The 12,843-nt window shown below is 59.3% G+C and carries 11 protein-coding genes; 8 read left to right on the top strand and 3 right to left on the bottom strand.

Going from position 1 to position 12,843, the window contains the following annotated elements; all coding sequences use genetic code 11:
• Window positions 1-17: 17 nt before the first annotated feature.
• The 3 genes from lysM to JZX88_RS18510 all read right to left on the bottom strand — a co-directional run bounded on the left by lysM (window position 18) and on the right by JZX88_RS18510 (window position 2,724).
• Entirely contained in the window at window positions 18-467 is a 450-nt protein-coding gene (gene lysM / locus JZX88_RS18520; protein ID WP_046799734.1) for a peptidoglycan-binding protein LysM, read from the bottom strand.
• A gap of 86 nt (window positions 468-553) precedes the next feature.
• Window positions 554-988 carry an alternative ribosome rescue aminoacyl-tRNA hydrolase ArfB gene (gene arfB, locus JZX88_RS18515; RefSeq protein WP_142858400.1) on the bottom strand — a complete coding sequence of 145 codons (435 nt, stop codon included), beginning with the start codon at window positions 986-988 and terminating at the stop codon, window positions 554-556.
• A gap of 125 nt (window positions 989-1,113) precedes the next feature.
• Window positions 1,114-2,724, bottom strand: a complete 1,611-nt coding sequence (locus tag JZX88_RS18510) for a phosphoenolpyruvate carboxykinase (protein ID WP_206914375.1) — start codon at window positions 2,722-2,724, stop codon at window positions 1,114-1,116.
• 340 nt (window positions 2,725-3,064) lie between these two features.
• On the opposite strand from JZX88_RS18510, the gene chvI reads away from it, so the two are divergent.
• From chvI to tsaE, 8 genes are all read left to right on the top strand, one after another.
• A complete protein-coding gene (gene chvI, locus JZX88_RS18505; protein ID WP_081284512.1) occupies window positions 3,065-3,790 on the top strand; it encodes a two-component system response regulator ChvI in 726 nt (241 codons plus the stop codon).
• A gap of 155 nt (window positions 3,791-3,945) precedes the next feature.
• The gene (gene chvG, locus JZX88_RS18500) at window positions 3,946-5,736 is read left to right on the top strand and encodes a two-component system sensor histidine kinase ChvG (protein WP_142858395.1); all 1,791 of its coding nucleotides are present in this window, start codon (window positions 3,946-3,948) and stop codon (window positions 5,734-5,736) included.
• On the top strand, window positions 5,726-6,190 hold the full coding sequence (locus tag JZX88_RS18495) for an HPr kinase/phosphorylase (RefSeq protein WP_174033154.1): 465 nt from the start codon (window positions 5,726-5,728) through the stop codon (window positions 6,188-6,190). The genes chvG and JZX88_RS18495 overlap by 11 nt, the downstream gene beginning before the upstream one ends.
• A gap of 125 nt (window positions 6,191-6,315) precedes the next feature.
• A complete protein-coding gene (locus JZX88_RS18490; protein ID WP_003505374.1) occupies window positions 6,316-6,717 on the top strand; it encodes a PTS sugar transporter subunit IIA in 402 nt (133 codons plus the stop codon).
• Window positions 6,718-6,728: 11 nt separating this feature from the next.
• Window positions 6,729-7,004 (top strand): HPr family phosphocarrier protein, encoded by a 276-nt coding sequence (locus JZX88_RS18485; protein WP_065114458.1) that lies wholly within the window; start codon window positions 6,729-6,731, stop codon window positions 7,002-7,004.
• Window positions 7,005-7,132: 128 nt separating this feature from the next.
• Window positions 7,133-8,533 carry an adenosylhomocysteinase gene (gene ahcY, locus JZX88_RS18480; protein ID WP_065114457.1) on the top strand — a complete coding sequence of 467 codons (1,401 nt, stop codon included), beginning with the start codon at window positions 7,133-7,135 and terminating at the stop codon, window positions 8,531-8,533.
• 208 nt (window positions 8,534-8,741) lie between these two features.
• On the top strand, window positions 8,742-11,327 hold the full coding sequence (locus JZX88_RS18475; protein WP_206914374.1) for a PAS domain-containing sensor histidine kinase: 2,586 nt from the start codon (window positions 8,742-8,744) through the stop codon (window positions 11,325-11,327).
• Window positions 11,324-12,835 (top strand): tRNA (adenosine(37)-N6)-threonylcarbamoyltransferase complex ATPase subunit type 1 TsaE, encoded by a 1,512-nt coding sequence (gene tsaE / locus JZX88_RS18470; RefSeq protein ID WP_206914373.1) that lies wholly within the window; start codon window positions 11,324-11,326, stop codon window positions 12,833-12,835. The genes JZX88_RS18475 and tsaE overlap by 4 nt, the downstream gene beginning before the upstream one ends.
• Window positions 12,836-12,843 lie beyond the last annotated feature (8 nt).

Genomic DNA, 12,843 nt, shown 5'->3' with positions numbered 1-12,843 from the left:
AATGGTTGAACCCGTTATTATGCGAGGTCGGGAATTCGCAGAACCTGGCCGGGATAAATCTTGTCGGGGTGGGTCAGCATCGGTTTGTTGGCTTCGAAGATGATGTTGTTCTTCGCGCCATTGGCCTTGCCGTACTGGGCTTCCGCGATCTTCCAGAGATTGTCGCCCTTCTTGACCGTGTAGAAGACGGGTTCCTTCGCCGGCGCCTCAGTCACTTTCAGCTCGCCGGCCTCGACCTTGGAAATGCCGAGCGTATTGCCGACCGCGATAACCGCCTTTTCGAAAACCGACTGATCGGCCACTTCGCCCTTCAGAACGACCTTGTCGTCCACCACCTCGACCTGAACCTTGTCCGTGCCGAGATCGTGGGAAGCGAGCTCCTTCTTGACCGCATCGACATCAGGCGCATCGTCGCCGCCGATACCAAGCTTTTTTCCCGCTTCCTTGATGAAATTGAACAGACCCATAGCACCCTCCTTGGTTGTAGGGAGGATTACCAGACGATATTTGAAGCTCTATGACAAGGGCGAAACATTCGTCGTCACGCCGGGAGCTAATCGCCCGAGGGCTTGCCACGCATTTTCTTGATATCGGAACGGCCGGACTTTGCCTTGAGGCGGCGCTCGACTGATCCCTTGGTGGGTTTGGTGGCCTTGCGCACGGGCGGCGGCGGGGCAGCGGCTTCAAGGATCAGTTCCTTCAGCCGCTCGCGCGCGTCTTCGCGATTGCGCTCCTGGCTGCGAAACCGGCTTGCCTCGATCATCAGCACGCCATCTTTCGAGACCCGCCTGCCACCAAGGCGGATCGCATTGGTTTTCACCCGATCCGCCAAAGACGGGGAACTGGCGATGTCGAAAAACAGCTGAACCGCCGTCGAGACCTTGTTGACGTTCTGGCCGCCCGGCCCGCCGGCCAGCACGAATTGCTCCGTCAGCTCCCAGCCGGCAATGGTGATACGGTTGCTGATGTAAAGCGGGTCGCTGGCCATGATCTTTCTCCGCGCCGGTGATGCCACAGAACGCACGAAATGAAAACAGCGACCAGAATCAAGAGACCGGCAAAAAGAAACCCGGCACAAGGCCGGGTCCCCTCCTCCTCACAAATGAGGCTTTATTATTCAGCCGCGAGCAGAAGGCCCGGGGCTGCGTCGCGAACCTTGCTATCGACGTGATCTTCGAACTTGGTGAAGTTCGTGACGAACATCGACACCAGCTTCTTCGCCTGCGCGTCATAAGCTGCGCCATCGGCCCAGGTCGAACGCGGATCGAGAATTGCACTATCGACGCCATCAAGCGACAGCGGCACCGCGAAGCCGAAATTCGCATCGGTGCGGAACCGTGCATCCTTCAGCTCGCCAGTGAGCGCAGCCGTCAGAAGCGCACGTGTCGCCTTGATGGGCATGCGCTTGCCGATGCCGTAAGCGCCGCCGGTCCAGCCGGTGTTGACCAGCCAGCAATCGACGCCGTGTTTGCCGATCAGCTCACGCAGCAGGTTGCCGTATTCCGCCGGGTGGCGCGGCATGAAGGGTGCGCCGAAGCAGGTGGAGAAGGTGGCTTCCGGCTCGGTCACGCCCTTTTCCGTGCCGGCGACCTTTGCGGTGTAACCGGAGAGGAAGTGGTACATGGCCTGTTCGGGAGTGAGGCGCGCGATCGGCGGCAGCACGCCGAAGGCATCCGCCGTCAGCATGATGATCGTCTTCGGATGGCCGGCAATGCCCGTTTCCGATGCATTCGGAATGAAGTGCAGCGGATAGGCGCTGCGGGTGTTTTCCGTCAGCGAATTGTCGTTGAAGTCGGGAACGCGGTTTTCATCCAGCACGACGTTTTCGAGAACCGTGCCGAAACGGCGGGTCGCAGCGTAGATTTCCGGCTCGGCTTCGGCCGAAAGCTTGATTGCCTTGGCGTAGCAGCCGCCTTCGAAATTGAAGATGCCATGTTCGCCCCAGCCATGTTCGTCATCGCCGATCAGCGTGCGCGAAGGATCGGCCGACAGCGTGGTCTTGCCGGTGCCGGAGAGGCCGAAGAACACGGCGGAATCACCCTCAGGACCGACATTGGCCGAGCAATGCATCGGCATCACGCCCTTGGCCGGCAGCAGGTAGTTCAGCACTGTGAAGACCGACTTCTTGTTTTCACCGGCATAGGAGGTGCCGCCGATGAGGACGAGGCCATTGGCCAGATCGCAGGCGATGACGGTTTCCGAACGCACGCCATGGCGGGCGGGATCGGCCTTGAAGCTCGGCAGGTTGATGATGGTGAGCTTCTGTCTGAAGCCCGCAAGCTTTTCCCGTTCCGGGCGGATCAGCAGATTGCGGATGAACAGGGAATGCCAGGCAAGCTCGGTGACGACGCGTGTCGGCAGAGCATTTTCCTCGTCAGCGCCGCCGATCAGGTCCTGCACGTAAAGCGTCTTGCCGGCGGCATGGGCCAGCATATCCTGGCGCAGCAGTTCGAAGTTTTCCGGCGACAGCGGTTTATTGTTGTCCCACCAGATATTGTCTTCGGTGGAAGCGTCGCGAACGACGAATTTATCCTTCGGCGAGCGGCCCGTATGCTGGCCGGTGACGGCGCGAAGCGCGCCATCGATGGTCAGTTCGGCCTCGCCGTTGCGGATTGCCTCTTCGTATAATTCGCTCTCGTTGAGGTTATAAAAGACGCGGGAAGCCTCGCCCAGTCCGAGTTCCGCAACTCCATTGGCAGGATTATGAACCCCAAGCTCGTTCATGACGCGTTCCTTAGTTAATGACGATAAGGCCGTTGAAATTTTCACGGAAAATACGTGGCAGCTTTTGGAAACGCAAGAGCCGAACTTTAAAAAACTTAGTGATTTCAATATATTAATCGATTTAAAAGATTTTATTTCTTTTTAAATCGGTTGAAGGCGCATTAAAATCCAGCTGCGGCGTTTTTCCGAAATCCCCTCGCCGCACCCTTGCTATTTTGGGGCGAGTTTTCCTTTGCCACAATTTGTTCCACCTTTATACTCAAGAGAGTGGCTCGCGGCGCACAACCTTGGCTGGGTGAATGTCGGGAGTTACGAGAAAATGACGATGGAGACCAACTACATGCAGACGATCGCGCTTGTCGACGATGACCGGAATATCCTCACTTCGGTATCGATCGCGCTCGAAGCCGAAGGCTACCGGGTCGAAACGTATACGGACGGCGCCTCCGCGCTTGACGGGCTGATCGCCCGTCCACCGCAGCTCGCCATTTTCGATATTAAGATGCCACGCATGGACGGCATGGAGCTTTTGCGGCGCCTTCGCCAGAAATCGGATCTGCCGGTGATCTTCCTCACCTCCAAGGATGAAGAGATCGATGAATTGTTCGGCTTGAAAATGGGCGCTGACGACTTCATCACCAAACCCTTCTCGCAGCGCCTGCTGGTGGAGCGTGTCAAGGCAATCCTGCGCCGCGCCAGCAGCCGCGATGCCGCGCCAGCAGCTGGCGGCGCACTGAAGCCGACGGCGGACCAGCAAGCCCGCACGCTGGAGCGCGGACAGCTGGCGATGGATCAGGAACGTCATACCTGCACCTGGAAGGGCGAACCGGTAACGCTCACCGTCACCGAATTCCTCATCCTGCATTCGCTGGCGCAGCGGCCGGGCGTGGTGAAAAGCCGCGACGCGCTGATGGACGCCGCCTATGACGAACAGGTCTATGTGGACGACCGCACCATCGACAGCCATATCAAGCGCCTTCGCAAGAAGTTCAAACTGGTCGATGGCGACTTCGATATGATTGAAACGCTTTATGGCGTAGGATATCGCTTCCGCGAAGCGGCCTGAACCGGCGCGCACCGCATGTCGCCCGAAAGCGTGCAGCGGTTTCGGGATGGCGACATGCACAACAAAGACCTGACACATATAGCGTGGCGCCCGTTTCTCACGCTATGTGTCAGAGGAAGAGACCACCCGAAAAGCGGTGGTGAGGACTTGAATACGTGTTGAAGAAAACGCCGGAAGCCGTCTCGGATAGTGACGATGCCGAAGAACGCGGCAGCGAACGCCGCCATCGTATCCATCCGCTGACGATCATCCGGCGCATTTTCGGCAATGCGGTGTTTTCCAGCCTCACGCGCCGCATTCTTTTCTTCAATGTCGCCGCGACGGTCGTTCTGGTCGGTGGTATTCTCTATCTCAACCAGTTCCGCGAAGGGCTGATCGATGCGCGGGTGGAAAGCCTCCTGACGCAGGGTGAAATCATCGCCGGCGCGATTTCCGCCTCCGCTTCGGTTGACACCAATTCGATCACCATCAATCCGGAAAAACTCCTCGAATTGCAGGCGGGGCAGAGCATTACCCCTGCCCCCAATGATGAGGACCTGAGTTTTCCGATCAATCCGGAACGGGTAGCCCCGGTTCTGCGGCGGCTGATTTCGCCGACGCGCACCCGCGCGCGGCTGTTCGATGCCGATGCCAATCTGCTGCTCGACTCGCGGCATCTTTATTCGCGCGGGCAGGTTCTGCGCTTCGATCTGCCGCCGGTAACGCCGGAAACCCAGACCTGGGGCGACTGGTTCACCAGCATGTTCAACCGCATGCTGCAGCCGAGCAGCCTGCCGCAATACAAGGAAGCGCCGGGCGGCGACGGCTCGATCTATCCGGAAGTGATGAATGCGCTGACCGGCGTGCGCGGCGCGGTCGTGCGCGTGACCGAAAAAGGCGAACTGATCGTTTCGGTCGCCGTGCCGGTACAGCGCTTCCGGGCGGTGCTGGGTGTTCTGCTGCTCTCCACGCAGGCCGGCGATATCGACAAGATCGTGCATGCGGAACGCCTTGCCATCATGCGCGTGTTCGGCATCGCCACCCTCGTCAATATCGTGCTGTCGCTGCTTTTGTCGTCGACCATCGCCACGCCGCTGCGGCGGCTGTCCGCCGCCGCTATCCGCGTGCGCCGCGGCGCGAGAACCCGCGAGGAGATACCGGATTTCTCGGCGCGTCAGGATGAAATCGGCAATCTTTCGATTGCCTTGCGCGAGATGACGACGGCGCTTTACGACCGTATCGATGCCATCGAAAGCTTCGCCGCCGATGTCAGCCACGAACTCAAGAACCCCCTGACCTCGCTTCGCAGCGCCGTGGAAACCCTGCCGCGCGCCAAGACCGACGAGTCGAAACAGCGGCTGACCGAGATCATCTTCCACGATGTTCGCCGCCTCGACCGCCTGATCAGCGATATTTCGGACGCGTCGCGGCTCGATGCGGAACTGGCGCGCGCCGATGCCTCGCCTGTTGATCTTGATGTGCTGATGAAGGGTCTGGTCGATATATCCCGCCAGATTGGCACCAAGAAAAAGAGCGTGACGATCGATTATACTGTGGACCGCAAGGCAGGGAGCAAAACCTCCTTCGTGGTGAATGGCCACGATCTTCGCCTCAGCCAGATTGTCACCAATCTGATCGAGAATGCCCGCTCTTTCGTATCGGAAGAAAGCGGCCGCATCACCGTGCGGCTGTCGCGCCACAAGGACCGCTGCCTCGTGCAGGTGGAAGACAACGGGCCTGGCATTCAGGCGGAAGATATCGACCGTATTTTCGAACGGTTTTACACCGACCGCCCGGCAAGCGAAGGCTTCGGCCAGAATTCGGGCCTTGGTCTTTCCATCAGCCGCCAGATCGCCGAAGCCCATGGCGGCAGCCTGAGGGCGGAAAATGTCGTCGACAAATATGGCGTGATATCAGGCGCGCGTTTCACCCTGTCGCTGCCGGCGGCCGAAACCCATGAACGCTGAACGCTTCAACCTGCACGCCACCGCAATCGTCGTCGACAACACCGGCATTCTCTTCACCGGGCCTTCCGGAAGCGGTAAAAGCGAGCTTGCCTTCAGCTTTCTGACGGAGGCCGGACGATGCGGATTGCCTGCGGCGCTGATCGCGGACGATCAGATTTTCGTGTATCGCGACGGCGAAAACATCATTGCCGAGCGGCCGCAAGCGATTGCCGGTCTGCTGGAATTGCGCGGCAGCGGTATTGTTTCGCTCAACAGCGTTGCGAGCGCACCACTACATTTCGCCGTCACGACAGTTCTTTCAGAGGCAAATCCAAGACTTCCCGAAGATGACGACGTGTTTTTGCTGCCCTGCGGCGGGCATCTTCCGCTCCTGCGCATTCCACTTTCCAGTCTTACGCCTTATGGAAAATTTGCTGCACTTGCTCAGAATCTTTTTAAAACGAATGTGAAGTGACCGTGATTCGGGCGATTTTAGGCTTGCGATTCGCATTTTCCTCATCAAGATGAAATCCCACCGATGGACAGGATTGCCGCGTTGCGATAGTCGGCAATGAGAGTGCGTGTGCAAGGGAGCATTTCATGATCGGACTAGTGCTTGTCACCCATGGCAAGCTGGCTGAGGAGTTTCGCCATGCGTTGGAGCATGTCGTCGGTCCCCAGAAATTGATCGAGACGGTCTGTATCGGTCCCGAAGACGACATGGATCAGCGCCGGCAGGATATCATTGACGCCGTTGCACGCGCCAATGACGGCAATGGCGTCATCATCCTGACGGACATGTTCGGCGGCACACCCTCCAATCTCGCAATCTCCGTCATGAACAACGGCAATGTCGAAGTCATCGCCGGGGTCAATCTTCCCATGCTGATCAAGCTCGCCGGCGTTCGCAGCGAGGACAACATGGACAAGGCCCTTCAGGATGCGTCCGATGCCGGCCGCAAATATATCAACGTCGCCAGCCGCGTTTTGAGCGGCAAATAAGAAGTCAGCCCATGTCGCCTCTTTCCCGGGAATTGCCGATCATCAACAAGCGCGGTCTCCACGCCCGGGCATCCGCGAAATTCGTGCAGATGGTCGAGGGCTTCGATGCGACGATCACGGTTTCCAAGGACGGCATGACCGTTGGCGGCACTTCCATCATGGGCCTGATGATGCTGGCCGCCAGCCCCGGCTGCAGCGTCTATGTCGAGGCGAGCGGCAACCAGGCCGCAGAGGCGCTGGCCGCACTGGAGGCGCTGGTCGCCGACCGCTTTGGTGAAGAAGCCTGAGCCAGCACCATATAAAGACATAAAGACTTCTTTATATCATCATTGCCAGATCGTTCGTGGCCTGCTAAACCGCTGCTACGTTTAAAAGCCGGGCCGCAAGGCGTGGCGTTTCTGATCTGGAGAACTTCATGAGCCTTGAGAAGGACTACATCGTCGCCGATATCAACCTTGCCGCATTCGGCCGCAAGGAGCTGGACATCGCCGAAACCGAAATGCCGGGCCTGATGTCCTGCCGCAAGGAATTTGGCGAAAGCAAGCCGCTGAAGGGCGCACGCATCACCGGTTCTCTTCACATGACGATCCAGACCGGCGTTCTGATCGAGACGCTGAAGGAACTGGGCGCGGACATCCGCTGGGCCTCCTGCAACATCTTTTCGACCCAGGACCATGCGGCAGCGGCCATTGCGGCAGCCGGCATTCCGGTCTTCGCCGTCAAGGGCGAAACCCTGACGGAATATTGGGAATATACCGACAGGATCTTCCAGTGGACCGATGGCGGTCTGTCCAACATGATCCTCGACGATGGCGGCGACGCCACCATGTATATCCTGCTCGGCGCACGCGCCGAAGCTGGCGAGGACGTTCTGTCCAACCCCGGCTCCGAAGAAGAAGAAATCCTCTTCGCGCAGATCAACAAGCGCCTGAAGGCTTCTCCCGGCTGGTTCACCAAGCAGCGCGACGCACTGAAGGGTGTCACGGAAGAAACGACGACCGGCGTTCACCGTCTTTACGATCTCAGCAAGAAGGGCCTGCTGCCCTTCCCGGCGATCAACGTCAATGACAGCGTCACCAAGTCGAAGTTCGACAACAAATACGGCTGCAAGGAATCGCTCGTCGACGGCATTCGCCGCGCAACCGACGTGATGATGGCCGGCAAGGTTGCCGTTGTCTGCGGTTATGGCGATGTGGGCAAGGGTTCTGCCGCTTCGCTGCAGGGCGCCGGCGCCCGCGTGAAGGTCACCGAAATCGACCCGATCTGCGCGCTTCAGGCCGCCATGGACGGTTTCGAAGTCGTTCGTCTGGAAGATGTGGTCTCTTCCGCCGATATCTTCATCACCACCACTGGCAACAAGGACGTCATCCGCATCGAGCATATGCGCGAGATGAAGGACATGGCCATCGTCGGCAATATCGGCCATTTCGACAACGAGATTCAGGTCGCCTCGCTGCGTAACCTGAAGTGGACGAACATCAAGCCGCAGGTCGACATGATCGAGTTCCCGAAGGGCAACCGCATCATCCTGCTGTCGGAAGGCCGCCTGCTGAACCTCGGCAACGCCACCGGCCACCCGTCCTTCGTGATGTCGGCTTCCTTCACCAACCAGGTGCTGGGCCAGATCGAGCTCTTTACCAAGCAGGGCGAATACAAGAACGAAGTTTACGTGCTGCCGAAGCACCTCGACGAGAAGGTCGCACGCCTTCATCTCGAGAAACTCGGTGTGCGGCTGACCGAACTTTCCGACCTCCAGGCAGATTATATCGGCATCTCCAAGGAAGGTCCGTTCAAGGCTGAACACTACAGATATTAATATCATAGTTAATATCCACTGAAATTACACAATATCTAGATGCCGTGCGCTTGACAAAGCGTGCGGCATCTTTTTTGCGCCCTCCCTTTCCGCAGATTTGTGAAGGCGGTATTGTCATCGGACTTGATTCGGACACGCCACAGGGCGGCGCGGACGAAATGGGATGTCTTGTCGAAGATGCGGCACATAGGACGGAGACAGACCGGGGATGACGGTTCACAATTCGGATCTGCGCGAGCAGACAGTTCAACGCGTTGAAAACGCGCAGGCTGGCGTGACACTGAGCGCGCAGGCTCTGGCGCGTTGCCGGCTGGCGATCAGCGCGGTCCGGACAGGCTTCTCACGGCTGCCCGTGCTGATGTCGGGTACGATACTCGCCGGTTCGGCAAGCGTTGCGCTGGCTCAGGACGGCCTTGTCGCAAAGACCGGCGCAAGACTGTTCTCTTCCGGGGAAACGATTACCTATTCGCTGTTCGTCGGCATGCTTTCGGCAACGCTGTTTTCCGTCGTCTGGCTGGTGCGCCAACGGGGCAACATCGAGGCGGAAAGCAGCGAATACCGCCAGGCGCTTGCCGAAACCCATCACAAGATCGCCAAATATGAAGCGCTGATTTCCGACAAGGGCCGGCGCATCGTCATCTGGGACGGCGCCGACAAGCGGCCGGAGTTTCTGGGACAATTGCCCGTGGAAACCGGCGCCCCGCAGGCGGACCATGATTTTCTTGCCTTCGGACGCTGGCTGAAACCGTCCTCCGCGAGCCAGCTTGAAAAATCCCTCGAAAAACTTCGCAGCCACGCACAGAGTTTCGATCTGACCGTAGAGACGCAGCGCGGCGAAGTGATCGAGGTTCAGGGCCGGGTTTCCGGCGGCAACGCCTTTGCGCGTTTCGTGGCCCTCAACAATCTGCGTGCAGAGCTTGCCGAACTGCAGGTGGAGCGCGAGCGCCTGATCGCCTCCGTCTCGACATTTCAGGAGCTTCTCGATTCCATCGAGCAACCCGTCTGGCGGCGCAATGGCGAAGGCGACCTCATCTGGGTCAACCATGCCTATGCACAGGCGGTGGATGCGCGGAGCACCGAACAGGCCGTTCAGGAAAAACGCGAGCTGCTGAACACTGTTACCCGGCAGAAGATACGCGCGGCGGCGACCCCGGAATCGCCCTATCATGACCGTATTTCGACAGTGGTTTCCGGCAACCGCACCTTTTTCGATGTCGTCGATATCAAGACGGCGGCCGGCTCGGCCGGCATCGCCATCGATGCCACCGAGGCGGAAGCCATCAGCGAGGAACTCAAGCGGGTCCTCAAGAGCCACGCCGAAACGCTGGATCATCTGGCAACCCCCGTCGCCATTTTCGATGGCCGGCAGCGGCTGCAATTCTACAATCAGGCTTTTGCGACCCTCTGGGGCTTCGATCTGGTTTTCCTCGAATCCGGGCCTGACAATTCCGAGCTTCTGGACAGGCTGCGCACCGCCGGCAAATTGCCGGAGCAGCTGAACTGGAAGAACTGGAAGGAGACGGCGCTTTCCGTCTACCGCTCGCTCGATACCAAGACCGATCTCTGGCACCTGCCGAACGGGCAGACGCTACGGGTAATCGCAACGGCTCATCCGCAGGGTGGCGCTACCTGGGTTTTCGAAAACCTGACCGAACAGGTCGACCTGCAGATGCGCTACAACACGCTGGTAAAGGTGCAGGGCGAGACCATCGACCATCTGGCGGAAGGGGTCGCCGTGTTTGGCGCGGATGGACGCATTCGCCTGTCCAACCCGGCATTCCGGGCGCTCTGGGGTGTGACCGCCGATCAGGCGGAAACGGGAACCCATATTCGCGCCATCGAAACCGCCTGCGCGCAATCCTACGACAGGCCGGATGGCTGGCGTTCCTTCAGCCAGTTCATCACCAGCTTCGACGACGAACGGCCGTCGCGGCAGGGCACGCTGGAACTGCTTTCCGGCCTCGTGCTCGACTATGCGATCATTCCGCTGCCGGATGCACAGACCATGCTGACCTTCGTCAACATGACCGACAGCGTGCGGGCAGAGCGGGCGCTCAAGGAAAAGAACGACGCGCTCCTCAAGGCCGACGAGTTGAAGAACGATTTCGTGCAGCATGTTTCCTACGAGCTGCGCTCGCCGCTGACGAATATCATCGGCTTCACCGACCTCCTGAAAACACCCGGCATCGGCCAATTGACGGAACGGCAGGCGGAATATCTCGATCATATTTCCACCTCGTCCTCGGTTCTTCTGACCATCGTCAACGATATTCTGGATCTCGCGACCGTCGATGCCGGCATCATGCAGCTCAATTATTCGGATAATGATCTGAACGAGTTGCTTGAAGACGTTTCGGTGCAGATCGCCGACCGGCTGCAGGAGAGCGGCATTTCGCTCGAGATCGTCGCGCCGGCCCATCTCGGCAGTCTGGTGGCGGATCACCAGCGCCTGAAGCAGATCCTCATCAAGCTGCTGACCAACGCGATCAATTTTGCGCCGGAGGGGTCTTCGGTTCAGCTCTCCTGCCAGCGCAGCGAAGGTGATTTCGTATTCTCGGTGGCGGACAAGGGACCGGGCATTCCGGAAGACATGCTGAAGACGGTCTTCGACCGCTTCGCAACGCGTGGCAATGGCGGGCGACGGACCGGTGCGGGGCTTGGCCTTTCCATCGTCGAAAGCTTCGTCAGCCTCCATCACGGCACCGTCAGCATCGACAGCCGGCCCGGCAACGGCACCATCGTCACCTGCCGCATTCCCGCCGGCACGCGCCCGCATTCCATCGCTGCAGAATGAGCGAAGACATCTTGCCGATCACCATTCCCCTTGCGGGAGAAAAAGACACCATCAGGCTCGGCGAAGACCTTGCGCTGGCCCTGAAGGCCGGCGATTGCCTGGCGTTGATCGGCGACCTCGGCGCCGGCAAGTCGACCCTCGCCCGCGCCTTCATCCGGGCAATGGCGGATGAGCCTGGTCTCGAAGTTCCAAGCCCCACCTTCACGATCGTCCAGACCTATGCCACGCGCATTCCGGTTGCCCATCTCGATCTCTACCGGCTGTCGGACATATCGGAACTGGACGAACTCGGCATCGACGAGATGCTGGAGGATGGCATCTGCCTGATCGAATGGCCCGAGATTGCCGGCGAAGTTCTGCCGCCGGACCAGACGATCACCCTGCGGCTGACGCATTCGGGGGAAGGTCGTTTGGCCGTGATCGAGGCTCCCGCCCAACAGAAGACGCGGCTCGATCGTGTTTTCGCCATCCGCGAATTTCTGGCAAGAAATGGCAGGGGCGATGCGGTCCGTCGCTTTTTGAGCGGTGACGCTTCCACACGCGCCTATGAGACCATTTCAACCGAGGGTCCCGACCTTATTCTGATGGACTGGCGACGGCCCTTGAGAGGTGCGATCATCGCCGACGGCAAGACCTATGCGGAAATCGCCCATCTTGCCCAGGACGCCCGCTCGTTCGTGGCGATCGGCAATTATCTGCGAAACAGCGGCTTCCGTGCACCGCAGATTCTGGCGGCGGATATCGATCAGGGCATTCTTCTTCTGGAGGACCTCGGCCGGGATGGTGTGCTTGCGCCTGACGGAACGCCGATGGAGGACCGCTATCTGCAAAGCGTGGCCTGTCTCGCCGCACTTCACCAGGCTCCTTTACCCGACGTGCTGCCGGTGGTTGATGGCAGCGTCTATGAGGTTCCGCCCTTTGACCGGCAGGCAATGAAGATCGAGGTCTCGCTGCTGGCGGAGTGGTATCTGCCCCATAAACGCGGTAAACCGCTCAGCGATAGTGAGAAGAGTGACTATTACGCCCTCTGGGACAGCCTGATCGACTCGCTCGCCGGCTGCGAAACAGGGCTTCTGCTGCGCGATTTCCATTCGCCCAACCTTCTCTGGCAGGCGCAGAATAGCGGCGTCCGGCAGGTCGGCCTGATCGATTTTCAGGACGCGATGATCGGCCCGACCGCCTACGATCTCGCTTCCATCGTGCAGGATGCACGGGTCACCATCGCGCCCGAGCTGCAGGCACGTCTGCTCTCCCACTATCTGGAGCGCAGAAGACGTGAACCCTCATTCGATGAAGCCGCTTTCCACAGGGCTTTCGCCATCATGTCGGCACAGCGCAACTGCAAGCTCGCCGGTATCTGGGTCAGGCTGATGGAACGCGACGGCAAACCCGGTTATATGAAACATATGCCGAGGACGTTCCGCTACCTCACCGCCGCGTTTTCGCATCCGGAACTTGCGCCGCTCCGGGACTGGTGCCTCCGCATGGGCATGGAATTTAACGACTGAAAGACGGT

This window comes from Agrobacterium sp. OT33 (genome assembly GCF_017313365.1).
Taxonomy (GTDB): domain Bacteria; phylum Pseudomonadota; class Alphaproteobacteria; order Rhizobiales; family Rhizobiaceae; genus Agrobacterium; species Agrobacterium rhizogenes_A.
The sequence above is the reverse complement of the archived record's forward strand: the minus strand, read 5'-3'. Positions and strand labels throughout refer to the sequence as shown.

Coding starts and splice junctions, on each gene's coding strand:
- lysM (WP_046799734.1), bottom strand. CDS start 467: ATGGGTCTGTTCAATTTCATCAAGGAAGCGGGAAAAAAGCTTGGTATC.
- arfB (WP_142858400.1), bottom strand. CDS start 988: ATGGCCAGCGACCCGCTTTACATCAGCAACCGTATCACCATTGCCGGC.
- JZX88_RS18510 (WP_206914375.1), bottom strand. CDS start 2,724: ATGAACGAGCTTGGGGTTCATAATCCTGCCAATGGAGTTGCGGAACTC.
- chvI (WP_081284512.1), top strand. CDS start 3,065: ATGCAGACGATCGCGCTTGTCGACGATGACCGGAATATCCTCACTTCG.
- JZX88_RS18495 (WP_174033154.1), top strand. CDS start 5,726: ATGAACGCTGAACGCTTCAACCTGCACGCCACCGCAATCGTCGTCGAC.
- JZX88_RS18490 (WP_003505374.1), top strand. CDS start 6,316: ATGATCGGACTAGTGCTTGTCACCCATGGCAAGCTGGCTGAGGAGTTT.
- JZX88_RS18485 (WP_065114458.1), top strand. CDS start 6,729: ATGTCGCCTCTTTCCCGGGAATTGCCGATCATCAACAAGCGCGGTCTC.
- ahcY (WP_065114457.1), top strand. CDS start 7,133: ATGAGCCTTGAGAAGGACTACATCGTCGCCGATATCAACCTTGCCGCA.
- JZX88_RS18475 (WP_206914374.1), top strand. CDS start 8,742: ATGACGGTTCACAATTCGGATCTGCGCGAGCAGACAGTTCAACGCGTT.
- tsaE (WP_206914373.1), top strand. CDS start 11,324: ATGAGCGAAGACATCTTGCCGATCACCATTCCCCTTGCGGGAGAAAAA.